General features: G+C 35.9%; 18 protein-coding genes. 12 read left to right on the top strand and 6 right to left on the bottom strand.

Going from position 1 to position 17,970, the window contains the following annotated elements; genetic code table 11:
• Positions 1 to 309 precede the first annotated feature (309 nt).
• The 7 genes from C1642_RS01905 (at position 310) to C1642_RS01880 (ending at position 8,593) form a co-directional block, all read left to right on the top strand.
• The gene (locus C1642_RS01905) at positions 310 to 1,380 is read left to right on the top strand and encodes an XRE family transcriptional regulator (protein ID WP_103235851.1); all 1,071 of its coding nucleotides are present in this window, start codon (positions 310 to 312) and stop codon (positions 1,378 to 1,380) included.
• Positions 1,381 to 1,618: 238 nt separating this feature from the next.
• Positions 1,619 to 1,747 (top strand): hypothetical protein, encoded by a 129-nt coding sequence (locus C1642_RS20090; protein ID WP_265734986.1) that lies wholly within the window; start codon positions 1,619 to 1,621, stop codon positions 1,745 to 1,747.
• A gap of 109 nt (positions 1,748 to 1,856) precedes the next feature.
• Positions 1,857 to 2,897 carry a nucleotidyltransferase gene (locus C1642_RS01900; protein ID WP_103235839.1) on the top strand — a complete coding sequence of 347 codons (1,041 nt, stop codon included), beginning with the start codon at positions 1,857 to 1,859 and terminating at the stop codon, positions 2,895 to 2,897.
• Positions 2,894 to 4,624, top strand: a complete 1,731-nt coding sequence (locus C1642_RS01895) for a ThiF family adenylyltransferase (protein WP_103235838.1) — start codon at positions 2,894 to 2,896, stop codon at positions 4,622 to 4,624. Before C1642_RS01900 ends, C1642_RS01895 begins: the two co-directional genes overlap by 4 nt.
• Positions 4,617 to 5,117 (top strand): Mov34/MPN/PAD-1 family protein, encoded by a 501-nt coding sequence (locus C1642_RS01890; RefSeq protein WP_103235837.1) that lies wholly within the window; start codon positions 4,617 to 4,619, stop codon positions 5,115 to 5,117. Before C1642_RS01895 ends, C1642_RS01890 begins: the two co-directional genes overlap by 8 nt.
• A gap of 2 nt (positions 5,118 to 5,119) precedes the next feature.
• Positions 5,120 to 6,721 (top strand): SAVED domain-containing protein, encoded by a 1,602-nt coding sequence (locus C1642_RS01885; protein WP_103235836.1) that lies wholly within the window; start codon positions 5,120 to 5,122, stop codon positions 6,719 to 6,721.
• Between the two features lie 51 nt (positions 6,722 to 6,772).
• Positions 6,773 to 8,593, top strand: coding sequence for a hypothetical protein (locus tag C1642_RS01880; RefSeq protein ID WP_103235835.1), 1,821 nt, complete (start codon positions 6,773 to 6,775; stop codon positions 8,591 to 8,593).
• A gap of 88 nt (positions 8,594 to 8,681) precedes the next feature.
• Here C1642_RS01880 and C1642_RS01875 read toward each other — a convergent pair whose 3' ends face one another.
• Together C1642_RS01875 and C1642_RS01870 are read right to left on the bottom strand one after the other, a co-directional pair.
• Positions 8,682 to 9,383 (bottom strand): DsbA family oxidoreductase, encoded by a 702-nt coding sequence (locus tag C1642_RS01875; protein ID WP_103235834.1) that lies wholly within the window; start codon positions 9,381 to 9,383, stop codon positions 8,682 to 8,684.
• 77 nt (positions 9,384 to 9,460) lie between these two features.
• Entirely contained in the window at positions 9,461 to 10,570 is a 1,110-nt protein-coding gene (locus C1642_RS01870) for an alkene reductase (RefSeq protein ID WP_103235833.1), read from the bottom strand.
• 383 nt (positions 10,571 to 10,953) lie between these two features.
• On the opposite strand from C1642_RS01870, the gene C1642_RS01865 reads away from it, so the two are divergent.
• The 4 genes from C1642_RS01865 to C1642_RS01850 all read left to right on the top strand — a co-directional run bounded on the left by C1642_RS01865 (position 10,954) and on the right by C1642_RS01850 (position 13,375).
• Positions 10,954 to 11,748, top strand: coding sequence for an SDR family NAD(P)-dependent oxidoreductase (locus tag C1642_RS01865; RefSeq protein ID WP_103235832.1), 795 nt, complete (start codon positions 10,954 to 10,956; stop codon positions 11,746 to 11,748).
• Positions 11,749 to 11,778: 30 nt separating this feature from the next.
• Positions 11,779 to 12,114: a carboxymuconolactone decarboxylase family protein gene (locus C1642_RS01860; protein ID WP_069031377.1), complete on the top strand. Its 336-nt coding sequence runs from the start codon at positions 11,779 to 11,781 to the stop codon at positions 12,112 to 12,114.
• Positions 12,115 to 12,150: 36 nt separating this feature from the next.
• Entirely contained in the window at positions 12,151 to 12,705 is a 555-nt protein-coding gene (locus C1642_RS01855; protein WP_103235831.1) for an OsmC family protein, read from the top strand.
• A 103-nt stretch (positions 12,706 to 12,808) separates the two neighbouring features.
• The gene (locus tag C1642_RS01850; protein WP_103235830.1) at positions 12,809 to 13,375 is read left to right on the top strand and encodes a TetR/AcrR family transcriptional regulator; all 567 of its coding nucleotides are present in this window, start codon (positions 12,809 to 12,811) and stop codon (positions 13,373 to 13,375) included.
• Positions 13,376 to 13,472: 97 nt separating this feature from the next.
• Here C1642_RS01850 and C1642_RS01845 read toward each other — a convergent pair whose 3' ends face one another.
• Positions 13,473 to 14,177 carry an aspartate/glutamate racemase family protein gene (locus C1642_RS01845; RefSeq protein WP_103235829.1) on the bottom strand — a complete coding sequence of 235 codons (705 nt, stop codon included), beginning with the start codon at positions 14,175 to 14,177 and terminating at the stop codon, positions 13,473 to 13,475.
• A gap of 2 nt (positions 14,178 to 14,179) precedes the next feature.
• Positions 14,180 to 14,386 carry a tautomerase family protein gene (locus C1642_RS01840; RefSeq protein WP_103235828.1) on the bottom strand — a complete coding sequence of 69 codons (207 nt, stop codon included), beginning with the start codon at positions 14,384 to 14,386 and terminating at the stop codon, positions 14,180 to 14,182.
• Between the two features lie 100 nt (positions 14,387 to 14,486).
• Here C1642_RS01840 and C1642_RS01835 point away from each other — a divergent pair, with 100 nt between their 5' ends.
• Positions 14,487 to 15,335 carry a LysR family transcriptional regulator gene (locus C1642_RS01835; RefSeq protein ID WP_103235827.1) on the top strand — a complete coding sequence of 283 codons (849 nt, stop codon included), beginning with the start codon at positions 14,487 to 14,489 and terminating at the stop codon, positions 15,333 to 15,335.
• Between the two features lie 94 nt (positions 15,336 to 15,429).
• Here the strand turns inward: C1642_RS01835 and C1642_RS01830 are convergent, their stop codons facing one another.
• Both C1642_RS01830 and C1642_RS01825 read right to left on the bottom strand, forming a co-directional pair.
• Positions 15,430 to 16,860, bottom strand: coding sequence for a hypothetical protein (locus C1642_RS01830; RefSeq protein ID WP_103235826.1), 1,431 nt, complete (start codon positions 16,858 to 16,860; stop codon positions 15,430 to 15,432).
• A 15-nt stretch (positions 16,861 to 16,875) separates the two neighbouring features.
• Complete coding sequence (locus tag C1642_RS01825; protein WP_103235825.1) at positions 16,876 to 17,961, bottom strand: TniQ family protein; 1,086 nt, start codon at positions 17,959 to 17,961, stop codon at positions 16,876 to 16,878.
• Positions 17,962 to 17,970 lie beyond the last annotated feature (9 nt).

Below are 17,970 nucleotides of genomic sequence, written 5' to 3'. Positions count from 1 at the left end.
TTAAAAACCTAAATTGACTATGTGAATATGGATATCAATATCCATTTATAATCTCTTCTTTCAAAAAAACTCAAAATACTTTAATCAACACAACCATTTTATAAAACATTTTAATTGCTCTAAAAATCAGAAAATGTTTCAAAAAAAACTATATTTAGTATAAAAACTAAAAAAATAACCCAAGATATAGGATTTTTTTTAACTTCAGTTATAGTTTATGAAAAAAACGACAGGTCAATTGACAGGCTAAAATATTTACACTATCTTACCAGCATGAATCAAAAGAAATTTTTGGTTTTGGGAGGATATATGACTACATTTAATCCAGACATGTTAAGAATTGCTCGGGACCTTAGAGGAATGAGCCAGACCGAGCTTGTTCAAAAAATGGGAAATATTACTCAAGCTGCTTTATCCAAAATTGAGAAAGGCGACATTAAGCCTTCAGATGAAACAAAATTTAATATTGCAAAGGTCCTTAATTTCCCAGAAAGGTTCTTTCACCAAGATGACCACTTTAAAGTGTCTCCAATTAGTTTACATGCTTACCGTAAAAAAGCGTCAACTACAGCTAAAATCCTAAACCAAATCAATGCTGAAATGACAATTAAAGCATCAAATCTAGATAAGCTTGATTTATTTTGTCAGTTAGAAGCATCTCTACCATTACCAAGCTATCAAATACATATAAATGTTAGTTCTGCCTCTGAAGCAGCATTAAAGCTTCGTAAGGAATGGGATTTAGGATTAAACCCTATTGAAGATTTAACTGGACTCATTGAAAAAGCTGGGGTCTTTATTTTCTATTGTAATTTTGAAGAAGATCATATTGATGGCGTGTCTTTACAAACACAAAATTGCCCGCCATGTATTTTCCTTAATGCAAATCAGCCTAATGACAGAATTCGCTTTACCTTAGCTCATGAGTTGGGACACTTAATTCTGCACAAGTATGCACCGTCTATAGATATGGAAGAGGAAGCAAATGAGTTTGCTGCCGAGTTCCTGATCCCAACCGAGGCTGTGCAAGGACAATTACAAACAACAAATCTTAAAACGTACGCTACTCATAAACTGTTCTGGAAAGTTTCCATGGCTGCTCTAATCGTGAAATCGAAACACATTGGAGATATAAGTGACAGACAGTCCACTACATTATGGCGTCAAATGAGTATGTATGGTTACCGCAAAGTTGAACCATACTCCTTAGAAAGAGAACACCCTCAGCGCTTCGCCCAATTAATGATGGAATTTTGTCAGGGAGATAAATCAAAGGTTATTCCAGATTTATCATCCTTCTTTAACTTATACCCGGAAGATTTCAGTCAGCTTTATAAAGCTGATATCGAAGAGATGGAGAGATTTTCTATGGTTTCTTAATATTTTAGCCGACCCGAAGGTCGGCTAGTAAACGTGAGAAAGGCAGATTTGGGCATACGCCCCTGCGATTTCAGGACAAAAGACTTGGCTATTCATACTATGGATAGGTGTCTTTCACGTTAGTCCTCGTGATGTGGTGTCTCGATTCTAACGTAAAAGCTCTCTCCTCCGCAATGTACAGCCCTGTCTAGTCTTAAGTCGCACTCACATTACTATGTCCTATGTGAGGAGTAGACCTGTGTCTACAAACGACGATGGCGTTGAATATGTGTACACACGATTCATTACCAGAAAAGGCAAACGTATTTATCACCCACTAGGTGGTTTATATAAATTTCCTAAACGTCCAAAAAAGTCAAAGTCTTAGATTAAATTAACTGAGCTAATGACTTCTATAAGTTTAAGTAATTGTTCTCTACCCAGTTTTTTTAGGGGGGCTGGGTACCAAATTAACTTACATTTTGAGAGAGCAACACATGAGTTTGCAAAATAAATTTAATACGTTTAATCAACGAATCTATTTAACCCGTCAAGATACCGAGTATACAAATGCTCGTGAGAAAGATGACAGCATTACTGCCGCGATCAAAGCAAAGTTTAAAGAAAAGGGATATCCCGTTATCGAAAATTTTGTTCAAGGCTCACTCGTAACTTTGACAACAATTAAAGAACCAGGAAAAGACTTTGATATTGATAGAGCTATAGTTATTGACTATGAAAATGCTCCTTCTGATCCATTAATACCCAAGAAAGTAATATTAGAAGTCTTAGAAGATCGAGGATTTCAAAATGCAAAAATCAAAAAACCTTGTGTTACCGCTGACTATAAATTTAAAAATCTACATATAGATATTCCAGTTTATAGAAAAAATTCCTGGGGTGGATATGAGCTAGCCGTTGGGAAAAAAGATTCAGGAAACGAACATAAATCATGGTCAGAATCCTCACCCAAAGACCTCATAGATTGGGTTAATAACTCATCGTTATACGGTATATATGCTACAGAAAAGCTGCAACAGTTTCGTAGATTAGTGCGATATCTAAAACGTTGGAGAAATATCAAATTTAGTAATGATGTCTGTAGAAAGATCTATTCAATTGGCCTAACAGTCATGATCAAACAACATTTTAAACCGAGTATTGATGAAGATGGTTTTCCAAACGACTTACTCGCACTAAAAGCGACAATTGATTCAATCCTCGATTGGTCCGGATATTTTCAATCGTACTCAGATGACCAATGGAAAGTGAAAGTAGAACTTCCTGTTTATCCATCTAGAGATATTTTTCATGGTAGTAGTCTAAATACAGGCACTAGATTTAGGAATCAATTAACTAACTTACGATCAACATTGCAGGATGTAATTAACACCTCAGATGAAACTGAACAATGCTCATTATTAATTAAGGTATTTGGAGATGATTTTCCAAGTAATGTGAGTACCAACAGTGCATCAAATGCTAAGAAAGTGCAATTTGCCACAGCAGGAGCTGTAGGGACATCTCAAGGCGCATGAACTACTCATCAATCATTGACCACCTGACATCATGCGGATACCAAGTATCCGCAACTGAATTCTGTCTAATTCCTATGATTAGTATCGAGTGCTCAATTGCAGGTCACGATATCACCTTACTTCACCTAAAAAATGAAGAGCTTACGGGCATGCCTTCGTTTTTTCTAAAGCATCCCAATAAGTATGGACGTATCGCCCATACCCGTGAGGATAAAACTTTTAATGTTGCTTCGATATGTGTAAATGTTCCCGATTCTGTCTCTATCAATTTTGAGGTGCCCGAACGAGCCTTTGAAGAATCCTTAAAACGGCATATTTCTTTATTAGAAAGATGTTTATCTGATTCCAAATGGAATGAAGAAGAGTTATTACGAGAATTTTTAGCGGGCTGGAATCATATTCAAGACCAAAAGTATGAGGACTTTTTATGCTTGTCTGATAAAGGAGAATTTGAGCTTCTTAATATTCTGTCTCCCAAGAAAGGTGTTAAATACGGATTGAATGCTTGCCATTTTGGGATACCTCAGGAATTTAAACAAAAGTCTCAGTTTTCAGTAATTAATGATCACATCAATAACCGTGGTAAACCTAAAGGAGTCGGATGTATTGTTCCTTTAGAAAAGTTAATCCCAGCGCCATGGCAGAGTGCAGACTTAGAAGAATGGTATCTTGAAATACTCAAGTTTATTTCTCAGGATGTTTTTGAGTCTTTAACCCGTACCCTCGGACAAACTCGAGACCATGCCTTTTGGCTTGTATTTAATGCGGATACACCCTCAGGTAAAACTTGGTTTGGTATCCATTTCCATTTAAAAAATAGTATTAAAAGCAAAAAAGGCCTCCCTCTTAATCGTGAGCATTTAGAGTTCTGGGAACTCAAGGCAATGAATGTACGTTTATTTAATAAAGAACGAGTAATGCCACGAAGTGGAGCTATTCAGGAACTACAAAATAAAAAAGTTTTACTTATAGGTTGCGGATCGGTTGGGAGTCAAATTGCTAATCAACTTGCGTCCACAGGTATTGGCCATATCACACTATCAGATCCCGAGACTTTCTCTTTAGATAATTTATATCGCCATACTCTTGCAGCTCATTTTATTAGCTGGCCTAAGACCTGGGGCTTACAAACAGAATTGAGTAATAAATATCCGTGGCTAGAAGTTCAGGTTATGTTTTCAGAACTTCTAAGCCTAAGATATGAAAATGTATTAAATACTTTCGATCTCATCATTATCGCAATCGGTTCACCTACACAAGAACGTATTTTCCATGATTACTGTATTAAGAATTCAGTTGAAACTGCTGTCATAAATACCTGGGTGGAAGGTTACGGAATTGGGGGACATGCTGTACTAGATATTCCTGATTCAAAAGGTTGTTTAAGATGTGCATATGTTGATCCAATTGATTTTTCACGAGGTCTGGGTTCCAACCTTAATTTTTTAAAACCTAATCAAAACCTTACGAAAAATCTTGCGGGTTGCGGAAATGCATTCTTACCTTATAGCAACTTAAGTGCATTACAAACAGCTCTTATTACTTCTAATTTAGCGATCAAGTTTTTAATGGGCCAAGTACACAGCTCTTCAAAAGTGAGCTGGAAAGGTAGTGATTTTGATGTCTTCCAAGCTGGTTTCCAGGTAACTGATCGATATAAACAGTTTTCAAAATCATTAGAAATTCTCCCTCTTCTAAATAACGGGTGTGATCTTTGCAATGATTGAAAATTATTACTTGCTCCCCTCTAAACAGTTAGAACTCTATATTTCCCATGAAGTTATTCAAACATGGATGAGATATAAGCAACTTGATAGAAAAGATCTAGAAGCATGTGGTGTTCTGATTGGCAATCAGAGCTCCTCTAACCCTAATCAGTACTGGATTGAAGACTTAACTGAGCCTATGCCAAAAGATTGCAGATCTACGCATAGGTTCACCTTAAAAGATCCAGGACATCAAAAGAAAGTGGATTCGGCATTTTCAAAATCAAACGGAACCTCGGTTTATTTAGGAACTTGGCATAGTCACCCGCAAAACATCCCAACTCCGTCACATATTGATTATGCAGACTGGAAAAGTTGCATTTTGAGGAATCCTGACCGTCAGCTTTTCTTTGCCATAGTGGGCATTCAAGTAATACGAATTTTCTTTTACTGCTCCCTTCAAGGGTGGAATCAAGCAGAGATTAATAATCATCAAGTATCACAAGGACTATAAGAATGACTGACGTTACTTTTACTGAAACACTTGTACAAACGGTTAATCCTCCATTTGATTCATTAAAGACTGCACAAGAGTTTATAACTACAATTCAAGATTTCATTACATGGGATACCGTCGGTCTACTTATTGATGAAAGTGGTCAAAACTTAGTTATTTTATTATTAGAAAATGATGCAGTGATTAGTTCCCTACGGGCTAACCTGAATGAGACTGATCTACTTCAGTTCATATTAGAGCTATCTCATAAACAAACTAAAAAAGTTATTCTGCATGCTTGGCAAGGCCATACAATTAATTGTTCTCATTTAAACGATTTAAAAAAACTTGAGCATATTTGGCATAATAAAAGTGCTTATCAAGCTACCGAATTTATTAAAGTAAATGATATTAAAAAATTCATCAAAAGCTATTTTAAGCCAGTAAAAAAAATTGGACGAGGTAATCCGTTTACTGCTGAGACAAAGCGACTCGTCATGCAAGATAGTCATGGCCGCTGCATGTTTACTGGATGCGGTGATCGTCTAGATATCGAACAACTTACAGGCATGAAGGGTAATATAGGATATCTGGCTCATAATGTAGCCTCTTCAGAAAGAGGTGAAAGAGGAATTCCGTACCTTTCCGACTTGCTTTCTGATGACCCGGCAAATGTACTCCTTTTGTGTGATAAACATCACCGGTTAATTGATAAAATTGCAGCAAGTGATTACTCAGCACAACAACTGAGCGAAATGAGAAAATCATATTGTGATTTAGCAAACACTTTACTTGATGCCCTAGCATTCAGCCCGATTCCAGTATATTCAATTTTATGGTCCGTAAATAGTAATGCTGTCGGTCATCCAGAACCTAAAGAGATTGCATCATGTTTATCACCATTACAACATCGAATGGATGGCTATCTTCAAAGGCTATGTGATAGTAATACGATATATATGAAAAATCCTGATCAGTTTTCACAACAACTCGTCATGATTATCCAGAATGAAGCTGACAAAATTATCCAACAAACAAGTTTAAATGGACATCGTGCTGCAATCTTTGCATTCGGCCCTATGCCAGCACTTATTGGCTTAGGTGCTTTATTAGGTAATAAAGGAAAGTTTCTCCCAATGCTACGGGATAGAGAAGCAAATAGATGGGGATGGCCAAATACTTCAGCTGCGGATCAATCTTATGAAACTATTGGAATTGAAACCCTACAAAAAGGTCCCGATGTAGTTCTATGCATAAATTTCACGGCTATCATTGATAAGATCAGAAATAAGGCTCTTGAGCTAAAAGATGAATTGAACGCTGATATTATTGAAATTAATGCCCTTGAAGCATATTTAGGAAGTAAAGCTGTTCCGCATCCTCATAATATTTCAAAATTCACTGCTGAACTTCAGAAGTTTTTTCATCTATTAAAAGATAAACATAGTGTAAAGAGAGTCCACCTTTTAATTGCAGCACCAAATGCAGCTTGTATAGCTTTAGGACAAGCCATTGATCTACATCACCCTGATATTATTATCTATGACTTTGTACAAGATACTATGCTTCCTAAACTAATTATTAGAAATGATTCTCGAGGAAATCACTTAGTACTTCCCTAAACTTCAATTTTACAAGCTTATTTTTAATATATTAAAAATGGGATTTAGCTCATGACTAACTCTACCAATACTGATCAAAACACAAACTCTTTAGATAAAAAGAAAGCAGATACTTTGTGGAAAATTCTTGAACCATACAAAGATAAATACCTACAAGTATGGTGGTATGGGGGCATGGAAAAAGGAAAAAGACCAGGAGATCAACCACAGGTACATGTCTTATTTAGAGAGGTGCGAGAAGATTTTACTCCCACGAATAATTTTTTTCAGATTACAGCTAATATTACAGACCTTGTTTCGTGGAGAGTTGATACCGTTTGGCATCAGCAAAGAAAGGTTAAGAGCTTAAATGATGACGCCTATGAATTCGTTATTGACCATACTGATTTCGAATTCAAGTTTCTAAAAATTTATAAGGATGTAAGCAAAACAAAAAAATTCGATTTTTTTAAAAACCGAGAAGAGTATCAAAAGGAAGATTTTCAAAAAGAAGATTCAAAAAGAAAAAATTGCCTTTCATTTAAAGTAGAGCATCCTGAATTTGATGAAATTTTAATACCTTGTCTGGAATTTCTCACTAGAGCTTATGGTTTATCAACTGAGCTCATTCGAGTTCTTACTACTTATAACGAAAGAGAAAGAGAGTTACGATTATATACCCCGCATAAAGGTGAACAAGGCCTTTGGACGGTCCTTCTTGGAGATGGCATTACACGAGCGGATCACGTTTTTGTCGCATATTATAAATATACTGAACTTGCAAAAAATGCCGCCCGTATTTTATACAGTAGTATTGTAGGAAACACTCATTTAAAACACACTAATATCTATCCAAAAGTCGTTCCTTGGCATACAGAAACCTTACCGATTAGGGTGTCGGGGTTCCGCTTAGAGGGGACAAAAACCTTTGTTGTGACAAGGATCAGAGGGATAAAAGTACCAAAAGATGACCATATTAGAATAATATCTAAAGTAACTGAAAGAATTAATACCACGACAGATAATGATCAACCTAACCCGCCATTGCCTCAATTAGGGAATGGCGATATTAATGTTTCAACTAGTCAAGGGGGACGACGTCCACCATCAGACCACGAATTAATTGAAGATGATTTTGAATGGATAGATGGCGGTCCAGCTAATGAATTAAGTAAATATAAATTTGTAAAACAAGTTAAACGCCCGAAGCGAAAAAAGAAATTCATAGAAACGCAGACGATTGGAACAGGAGCTCCGGACAATTCGCCCGAGGTATTAAATAGCCAAATAGTGCCATCGACGAACAATTCAAAAGAGTTTCAAGCTCCCCAAGATGGCAGAATCATTGGATTATGGAAAGCTTGTGTAAAAGCAATGGAAATTAATCCATATTTAATACAACAAGTGAACTACTACACATTTGAAAAAGGATTTAATTATTCCGAACTCCCGATGTTGATCGGTTTTTTTACAGAATCTGAAGTACAGGTTCACAAGACTTGGTGCTATGCAAACTCATTAAAAACCCATACAAGAGGAGCATTAATTATCCGATTGACTGTATCTGGGCCAGAACCAATTTATATTTTTGATATACAACCAGCAATTTATACTTCTACTGAAGAAGGAGAAACTATAAAAAAAGAAAAAGGTCATGCTGGTTTAGTATTTCAGATGAAACAAGAAAAAGATCTTGAACAATTTATCTCTGATTTAATGTACCTTCTTCCTCTTCACGAGGGTTCATACCCTCCAAACGTGTTCCAAAGTTTGCTGGTCACTCAAGTATTTTTATTTCGACATTCCAATACAAAAGGGCTAACTGAAGGTGAGTCAACCTTATTAAATGCTTTAAGAAAAATAGGAATAGATAAAGTATCGTTCAAAAAATAGAAAAGTTATAAATAAGTAAATTTAGCTTATAGGCTGATTAGTCGGCGAACTCAATCAGCCTATTATCATAGTTGAGATATGACTTCTATTAAATCTGGCACCCTTCAATACCACAACTGTATCCTGCACTTATGTTTAGTTCTTTTTGTTGCTCTTCCCATATTTGATTTAACACATTTAAAAAGGTTTCAGTTTGTTGAGCACCACTGATGACATAATTTTTATTTATTATAAAGAGAGGTACACCATTCATTTTGTTGGTGTATACGTCGTTCTCATCTTGAGCAACTGCTTTACTATATGTCGTATTTGTAAACGCATCTCTTATATCAACAAGTTCCATTCCTACTTCAAGAGCGAGATCCGTAAGTATATTTCTATCAAATATTGATTTTCCCTCAGTGATACTTACTTGGAATAATCGTTCAATTAATTTTGTATCTAGTCTCTTTTCACGTGCAGCAACTACTAATCTATGAGCATCTAGGGTATCGCCAAATAACATAGTATTAAAATTATAAATTAGCCCTTCTTCCTCGCCAGCCATTTTGACTTGCTGCATCAACTGTTCCGCTCCAAATTTTCCACCAAATTTTTTTAGTAGCACTTCACTGAAAGGCACTACTTCTGATCCGGCACCGATACGGAAGCTATGATGCTGTACTGTTACAATAGCTTTATGTTCAAAGGCTTCTAATCCTCGCTCAAATCTTTTTTTTGCAATCCAGCACCAAGGGCATACAAAGTCTGACCAAATATCAATTGTGATCTCGAAACTTGAAGATTTCATTATTAACTCACTAAAGCTTTAAATGTGTGTTGAACATTCATCTGGTCAATGAAGACATTGACCAGACAATTAACATGTTATTCAGCAACATAAGTTGGATAATCGGTATATCCTTTTTCTGGCGATCCATTCACACCGTAATAGGTTGAACGGTCACTTTCAGCCAATGGCCAATTATTTTGCATGCGCTCGACTAAATCAGGATTAGCTATATATGGGACACCAAATGCAATTAAATCAACTTCACCTTTTTCTATCGCTTGCTCAGCACTATCACGATTAAATCCACCTGCCGCAATAATTGTTCCTGCAAAATTTTGACGGAAAAACTTTTTAAAACTTTCAGCCGCAGGTGGTGCAGTATCATAGGTAGGTTGATAATACAGATGAACATAAGCGAGCTTACGTTTACCAAGTGCTATTGCAATGTTTGACCATGTTTCTTCTTCATTCTCGTAAGGTGCCAAATCATAAATACGGCCAAATGGTGAAAGACGAACTGCGACTTTGTCACTACCGACTTCATCTGCAACAGCATCAATCGTGTTTAAAAGGAAGCGTTGACGATTTTCGATTGATCCACCGAACTCATCTGTTCGATTATTTAATTGGCTGCTAAGGAATTGATCAAAAATAAATCCATTAGCTGCCATAATTTCGACGCCATCAAAACCTGCTTCCATCGCTAGCCGTGCAGATAGTACGAAATCATTAGTAATACGTTTTACTTCTTCAGTTTTCAGAGCTCGTGGTTCACTCGGAACTACAGGGCCTGGCTCACCAGAATCAGTCCAAGCAAAAACTGTAGTATTCATCGCAGGTACAGTACCTGAAGAAACAGGAGCAATCTTTCCAGGTTGTAGAGAGACGTGTGACATACGCCCTACATGCCATAGTTGAGCAAAAATAGTTCCCCCTTTTGCATGTACAGCATCTGTTACTTTACGCCAACTCTGCATCTGCTCTTCGTTGTATAGGCCTGGGGTATATAAATAGCCACGGCCTTCTTCAGAAATTGGTAGTCCTTCAGTAATGATTAAACCAGCTGATGCTCGTTGAGAGTAATAAAGAGCCACTAAATCGTCAGCTACGTCATTTAGGGTGCGAGTCCGTGTCATTGGTGACATAACAACACGATTCTTCAATTCTATGCCAGATAAATCATAGGAAGTGAAAAGCTTATTCATTAAATGCCTCATATATCTTGTCTCAATAATTCTTGAGCTCATATAACTGAATGTTTTGACAATAACCGTTATCAAATAGAACTGCGGCCAAAGGTTGCTATAGATTTTTTGGAAACTAGATAGCTTTAATCAATATACAAACCTATTAGTAGATAGGCAAGTTTAATTTGCTATGTTTTTTTAGAAAAATAGAGAACTTTTTAAAAAGAATAAAAAATTAAAAATAAAATATTGCTAATTATTAACTATATACACCACAAACAAACTTTATTAGTCTTTCCCAAAAATTAAAAGTGTTGACAAAATTTTAAACTTAAATTAACTTTTAATAAACCTACTAGTTGGTAGGTAAACTTCTTAAATATTTCTCCATAGGTGAAACTATGCAAAAAAAGCAATTTGATGGCCAAAAAGTTTTGGTTATTGGTGGGACCAGTGGTATTGGCCTAGAAACAGCTCAGATGATTATTGAGCAAGGTGGTTCAGCTATTATCGTAGGAAGCCAAGTTGAAAAAGCTGAGAAGGCTCGTAAAGAGATCGCTACAAAATTTGGTGAAGATAAAGTTTTCGCATTAACAGCTGATCTTTCTAGTCAAGAAAGTGTACAAGAGCTAATCGAAACTCTGAAGCTTGAACACAATGATATTAACTTATTGGTGAATTCAGCAGGTATCTATTATCCGAAAGCATTTCTCGAACACTCTAGAGAAGACTATGACAACTTTTTGGATTTAAACCGGGCCTTTTTCTTTATTACACAACATGTTGCAGCCAATCTGGTAGCACAAAATAAACCTGGTTCAATAGTGAATGTGACAGCTGTGGCTGCACGTCAAGCGATTGAAACAGTTACTGCTTCAGCTTATTCCATGGCAAAAATTGGTCTGGATGCTATGACTAGACATGTAGCTGGTGAATTAGCTCCACATGGTATTCGAGTGAATTCTGTGAGTCCCGGCATTGTTGAAACTCGTATTTTCGAACGCTTCATTCCTAGTGAGCAACTTAATGGAGCATTAAATGATTTTAACAGTTTCCATCCACTGGGCCGTAATGGAACTCCACGTGATGTAGCTGAAACAATTGTATTCCTACTTTCAGACAAAGCTTCTTGGGTTACAGGTGCTGTCTGGGATGTAGATGGTGGCGTTATGGCTGCGCGCAAACTAGGTAATTAAAAGTTATTTAATTTTTTGAGGTAATTCAAAATGGCTACAGAATGGGCTAACAGACTAACAAAACTTGTTAAAAGTGTTGGAAATCTGAATCAAGCAAATAAACCACTTGCTCAAGCATTTCATGGTCTAGAAATAGCAACTCGTGAAAACAAAGTACTTGATGCGAAAACTCATGAATTAATTGCGTTAGCTGTCGCAGTTACCACACGTTGTGATGGTTGTATCACTGCTCATACCGCTGCTGCTAAAAAGGCAGGAGCTACAAAAGAAGAAGTTGCTGCCGCTTTGGGTACTGCTATTGCTCTTAATGCAGGCGCAGCTTATGTCTATTCAGCGCGAACAATGGATGCTTACGACGAGCTGTAATTTTCCAAAATATTAAGTCAAGATTGGAGTATTAAGATGAGTGAAATTATCAATGGCATTGACCTCGTTGCTTTCCAAAATTTTGCTGAGAAAGTAAGTGAGAACCCAGCTATAGCGAAAGCTCAATTCAATGTGCAAACTCGATGGGCTGGACAAACTCGTTCTGTTTCAACAGTCAAATCTTACGATTTATTTGGTAAAACTCATGAACGTAACTTTCACATTGCCGCAGATGAGCCAACAGAAATTCTAGGAACAAATACTGCTCCTAATCCTCAAGAACTATTGATGGCTGCTCTCAATGCCTGCCTTACTGTAGCTTATGTTGCTATTGCTGCTACAAAAGGAGTTTCTATCAAATCACTCGAAATAGAAACTTCAGGCGAACTTGATCTTAGAGGATTCTTAGGATTAGATGAATCGATTAATCCTGGGTATGACGAAGTGCAATATACTGTTCATGTTGACTCCAATGGTACTCCTGAACAGCTAGAAGAGATCCATAATGCAGTATTACAAACCTCACCTAACTATGCGAATTTCTCACGAGCCATTCGTATGAAACCTAAACTGGTCATTGCTAATCAATAATACCATCGAAGGGGAGCTAAAATAGCAAATACGCGATGTTTACCTAATATCTGCGATATTATAGTATGCTCCCCCAGATATCTCTGTGGAGGTGACACTCAATATGTCTATTGATACCCGACAATCCCTTATTAATTCAGCAGAATATATGCTTCGTTCGAGAGGTTATGCTGCTTTCAGTTATGCTGATTTAGAAAAAATGGTTGGGATAAGAAAGGCTAGTATTCACCACCATTTTCCCAAAAAAGAAGATCTTGGTATTGAAATTGTCGAAGCCTATATAGAACGTTCATTACTAGATTTTGCTAAGATCGAACAAGATTTCCCAAATGCATTTGGACGTCTTTGTGCTTTTGCATCTCTATTTAGAGCTGCCATGGCTGACGGGATGTTACCACTCTGTGGATCTCTAGCCGCTGAAATGGCTGTATTACCAGAGACAATGCAAGAACTAACAAAGAGATATTTTGAGATTCAGTTACAGTGGCTTGAAAAGATCATCACAACTGGTATCAATAATGGTGAATTATCTTCTGAAAGTACACCCTCACAAAAAGCGTACCAATTATTAAGTTTACTAGAAGGTAGTAGCTTTATACGGTGGGCTTTAAAAGATGGACTAGAACTTGATCCAAATGTAATAGGTCGAATTGTAGGTGTACGTCCTTAAGTCAATGATTCGGGCTTTGATAAAATTTCTTCCTCAAAGCCCCAACTTGGCAGTACATACTTAGATTGATCTCAAACTCAGCATATATCAATAAAAACTAATGGATACCCTCTTTGAGGACAATATCTATCAATGATTTAATATGAAGATCAAGCGTATCTAAAACAGGTAACGGCATCATTATATTTTGAAATAACAATGGAAGTTCTGTACAACCTAATACTATTGCCTCAATACCTTCTTCATCTTGCATTCTTTTAACAATATCCAGAAAATCTTTTTGAGTCTTTTCTAAAACAATACCTTGTTCTAACTCATTAGATATTTTTTCAGCAATCAAGCATTGTTCTTTTTCTGAGGGGACTAAGACCTGAATATCTTTATTGAAAAATGGTTTTTTAAAAAAGTCTTCCTGCATTGTAAACTTTGTACCAAGTAAGCCAATCTTTGAATAGCTTCTATTTTCTGCTTCCTGACTTGTTATCTCTACAATACTTATTAAAGGAACTTTTGATTGAGACTGCAATTGTTCAAAAACAATATGAGGAGTATTGCCTGTTAAAGCAATAACCTCAGCATCAGCAGCAATGAGGTTATTAATACCCGTCATTAAATATTTTACTAACCCTTCATGGTTATTTTTTTCGCAAAAATCTAAAACATCAAATACATTTAAACTTTCTATAACAAGATTTGGGAAGAACCTGTGTCCAACTTTTTCCTGTAATCCATAAACTAATTTTTTGTAATACAAAATAGTCGATTCTGGACCAATTCCACCAATTAACCCAAGCTTTTTCATAGTTAACCTTCTTGTCGACGTTCTGTTGTGGTTTTTCCTGCAATGCCCCAATTATCCATTGGCACTTCTTCCAATATAACAACCGTACTAGTAGGATTCTTATTTAAAACTTCTACTAATAAATCAGTAACTCCCTGAATAATTTTCTTTTTCTGCTCCGTGCTAGGGGCTTCATCACCACCAGTAACTTTAATATTAACGTAAGGCATTTACATCACTCTGTATTCAGATTCGGTATTTAATGCTAATCGATAGAGTTTTTAAAAAAAATTGAATAAAATAGAACTTAATTTTCTAAAAAATTGAACAATGGAAATTGCAGAACTTAAAACACTTATTTCCTTAGTTGAAACAGGTAGTGTGACAATTACCGCAAAGGAACTAAATAGAGTTCCATCAGCAATCACAACCAGAATTCAACAGCTAGAGAGTAACTTAGGTATACAACTATTCGCTCGAGAGAAAAAGCGTCTAATCGCGACTTCTAAAGCATTAGAATTATATGAATATGCTTGTCAGATTATAAAGCTTGTTAATACCGCTGAACTCAATATAAAAGTAGATAAACCTGGAGGAAAATTTCGTCTAGGTGCTCTTGAGAGTATGGCTTCAACAAGGTTACCTGCTCCATTAGCAAAAATGCATGAGGATCATCCGACTATAGAATTAGAACTAACTACAGGCATAAGAGATACACTTTATAGTGCATTAATAAATGGACTGTATGATGCAATATTGATTGCCGATGCACCTATTGATGAAAGATTAGAAAGAAGAGCCGTTTTCCAAGAAGACCTTATTATTGTTGCCCCTAAAAACCATCCCAAAATTAGAACACCTAATGATATAAACTGCCCTAATATTTTAGTATTTAAAGAAGGATGTTCATATCGTGATCGATTGTTAGATTGGTATGATTCCTTTAATGCACATCCCAAAAGAATTGCTGAAGTTACTTCATACCATGCGATTTTAGGAGGTGTTGCTTCAGGCATGGGAATAGGTATCGTACCTAAGATCATGTTTGATCAATTTGCTAATAAACACTTATTAACTGCACATACTATTGAAGGGTCTTTGGGTAGAGTCCAAATTGATTTCATTTGGAAGAGAGGTTTGTTATCAGCTAATACTAGCGCTCTACTGAACTATCTTTGAAACTAAGTTCAATATTCATGAACATTTCTTTTCATTTTTATAAAATTATTGTTAGCCATACTCACACATTATTTCGAAGTTTGGATATTAATATTCACTTCTTGTGATGTATTAAGGATCTATTTGGCAGCCAGTATCTTTCGTTTTGGTAACTGACAATGTATCCATCCTCTACTTCATTAATCATACTTAGTGTTACTTTTTTTGAATCGTAGTCATTTAATTTATGAAAATATTTTAAACAAACTCTGACCCACCTCAAGAGGCTGAAACTGATCTCAGCATCCCTAATTAGCTTCAGAATCTCTTTTTCCAATTTTTGCTTTCTTATATCTTTTAAAAAATTAAAATTCAATATAAATGAAATATTTAAATTAGCATCAAACTTCTTATTTAAAAAATTTATAAATCCTACAAGAGCAGCTGCCTGACCAGGATGCAGAGATAAATAGTGTTTGATATGCCATATCCGTGGTATATCAAATCTCGATTTACTCATCTGTAACATCAAAACAGAAGCAGGTTTCATGGCTAATCGAGCAGAGCGAATACTTATTTTACCTTCATTCGCTCTATTAATTAACAAGTCATAATAGTCTTGAATAACTTGGGCGGAGAATGAAGATTCTGGGCAAATGCTAGCCAATTTTTTCAACTGATCCAATTCTGAGCAAAATTCTTTAGCTTTTATATCTATCTTAAGATTATGTACTTGAATTAACCATTGCATAGGTAGTACATACTTACGTAAACCACTTGATCTTAACCGTTGTAAAAGTACTCTATAAATTGGGACTTTATTTGTCCAAAGATCACTCGTTTCTTCAAAAAAACCTATATGTTTATTAACAACTAATGCTGTTTTATGTGGTCCTAATTTTTGTTCAAGCCATTTAGTATAATTTTTAAAACATTCTCTAAGATAATGATTTTCCAAATTATTTACTAATTTAACAATCCTACGTTCCAGAGATTGATGCCATGAGCATCTTTCACAAAGATCTCCACGTCCGGCAGGAATCTGATGCCTACATACTTGGCAATGACCAGTTGAATAATTTAAACATTTTTTGCAGAACATTTGACCAGATAAAGATTCCACCTCAAGCAAACGATACCTTTTACACCTTGGGCAAGTTTTATAATCACGAGTTGCGCACTTAGGACAAACTCTTAAATTATCGGCAAAACGGCTAATGCGGGAGAGCTTTTGTGAAAGAGTTCCACAACGCTCACAAGCCTGAAATTCTCTAAAATAAACTGAGCAGCTATTACAAACTGGCCCATGATTTGTAATTTTCCCTATTGGATAATTAATTCGTTGGCAACGTATACATGGTCTATTGTTTTCACATTTTTTGCAGATTGCTGAATTATCATACTTACTTAATCTAGCTACTTTTCCACATGAGGGGCAAACTCTTTTCTTAAAAACTCGCATATAACATTTATGGCAGAATTTAAGCTGCTTATAAATCTTATGAGTTCTTTCAATTACATCACTACATTCATCACATTGAGGCATTTTCTCCCCCTCAACTTATAAGATTTTCCGCTTCAATCTCACAATCTTACGTAGTACTGCTTCTTTATTACTAGGTTTTGGAACATGGGGATATACTTTTAGTGAGGAGTATCCTCGAGAAACTGTGCCCAACCGCTTTTCAATAGTAAGTAACGATGTTGGTAGTTGATATCTCTTATCCCAAAATGAAGCTCTGGTCATATTTAAAGAGCATGCTGTTTCAACAAATTGTTCATGAGAAATATTTAAAAGTTGATAGATGCAAGAAAAGATTCTCTCTCGTTCTAAAACTGAAAGTTGGTTAAGGACTAAACCCGTCGATATAAGTTGATTATGGGGGACAGTAATACCCAATTCATGTAAAAATTTCCATCCTCTACTGTCTAATGATCCAGTTAGAACTTTTCGAATCAATTGATTGAATAATTGAATGACTTTCAACCACTCTGGTATTGAAATTAAAACATCAGTATAAAAGGCATATCCTTGTTTCAAGAAAAGATCAAAATCTTCCTGAAATGCCAAAGCATTATGATCTATAGGGTATTCTTTTTCATCGAAAAGATGCTTTTTACATATAGCACAGCAATATATCACTCTATCTGGAGCTTCCAATAATCTCGGTTGAATAGCACTATGACAATAAGGACATTGATCTAATAAGCGTTGATCATGCTTGGTACATCCAACATGCCATATGCAACGCCAATTCAGCCGAAAATAAGCATTAGAATCTTCCTGTAAACATTTTGGACAATATTGCCAACCACCTTTATGTTTACGATTTTTCGCTCCTAACGCTAAAATCCATGATTTAAAGCTTACTTCACTATTGTGCAGATACAAATCCTTAAAAGTAGCTGCATCAAATTGATCCTGAGTAATACTGGTTACACTAACTAATATTTTTGAATATTCTTGGTTTAGACCTTGATCAATATCTAGCGTCCAAGGCCTCCATTTAGGCCAAAGTATTCCTGTTAAACTCAGGGGATCACAACCACAATCAAGAGCAGCCCGTATCAACCATGAGGATAAAGCCTCATTCTGATATAGAGGTGTTTTAATACCCCATGGATGAGCCTCTGTGATACATACCATACTGAGTTC

Origin of the sequence: Acinetobacter sp. AKBS16 (assembly GCF_002899995.1) — a bacterium.
Classification (GTDB): domain Bacteria; phylum Pseudomonadota; class Gammaproteobacteria; order Pseudomonadales; family Moraxellaceae; genus Acinetobacter; species Acinetobacter baumannii.
Note: the sequence above shows the minus strand (reverse complement) of the source record. Positions and strands in the feature narration are given on the sequence as shown.

What these genes read in the sequence shown, in the direction of transcription:
- C1642_RS01830 (WP_103235826.1), bottom strand. Translation starts at nt 16,860, where the DNA reads ATGCCTCAATGTGATGAATGTAGTGATGTAATTGAAAGAACTCATAAG.
- C1642_RS01850 (WP_103235830.1), top strand. Translation starts at nt 12,809, where the DNA reads ATGTCTATTGATACCCGACAATCCCTTATTAATTCAGCAGAATATATG.
- C1642_RS01895 (WP_103235838.1), top strand. Translation starts at nt 2,894, where the DNA reads ATGAACTACTCATCAATCATTGACCACCTGACATCATGCGGATACCAA.
- C1642_RS01860 (WP_069031377.1), top strand. Translation starts at nt 11,779, where the DNA reads ATGGCTACAGAATGGGCTAACAGACTAACAAAACTTGTTAAAAGTGTT.
- C1642_RS01870 (WP_103235833.1), bottom strand. Translation starts at nt 10,570, where the DNA reads ATGAATAAGCTTTTCACTTCCTATGATTTATCTGGCATAGAATTGAAG.
- C1642_RS01855 (WP_103235831.1), top strand. Translation starts at nt 12,151, where the DNA reads ATGAGTGAAATTATCAATGGCATTGACCTCGTTGCTTTCCAAAATTTT.
- C1642_RS01845 (WP_103235829.1), bottom strand. Translation starts at nt 14,177, where the DNA reads ATGAAAAAGCTTGGGTTAATTGGTGGAATTGGTCCAGAATCGACTATT.
- C1642_RS01875 (WP_103235834.1), bottom strand. Translation starts at nt 9,383, where the DNA reads ATGAAATCTTCAAGTTTCGAGATCACAATTGATATTTGGTCAGACTTT.
- C1642_RS01905 (WP_103235851.1), top strand. Translation starts at nt 310, where the DNA reads ATGACTACATTTAATCCAGACATGTTAAGAATTGCTCGGGACCTTAGA.
- C1642_RS01880 (WP_103235835.1), top strand. Translation starts at nt 6,773, where the DNA reads ATGACTAACTCTACCAATACTGATCAAAACACAAACTCTTTAGATAAA.
- C1642_RS01900 (WP_103235839.1), top strand. Translation starts at nt 1,857, where the DNA reads ATGAGTTTGCAAAATAAATTTAATACGTTTAATCAACGAATCTATTTA.
- C1642_RS01890 (WP_103235837.1), top strand. Translation starts at nt 4,617, where the DNA reads ATGATTGAAAATTATTACTTGCTCCCCTCTAAACAGTTAGAACTCTAT.
- C1642_RS01840 (WP_103235828.1), bottom strand. Translation starts at nt 14,386, where the DNA reads ATGCCTTACGTTAATATTAAAGTTACTGGTGGTGATGAAGCCCCTAGC.
- C1642_RS01885 (WP_103235836.1), top strand. Translation starts at nt 5,120, where the DNA reads ATGACTGACGTTACTTTTACTGAAACACTTGTACAAACGGTTAATCCT.
- C1642_RS01835 (WP_103235827.1), top strand. Translation starts at nt 14,487, where the DNA reads ATGGAAATTGCAGAACTTAAAACACTTATTTCCTTAGTTGAAACAGGT.
- C1642_RS01825 (WP_103235825.1), bottom strand. Translation starts at nt 17,961, where the DNA reads ATGGTATGTATCACAGAGGCTCATCCATGGGGTATTAAAACACCTCTA.
- C1642_RS01865 (WP_103235832.1), top strand. Translation starts at nt 10,954, where the DNA reads ATGCAAAAAAAGCAATTTGATGGCCAAAAAGTTTTGGTTATTGGTGGG.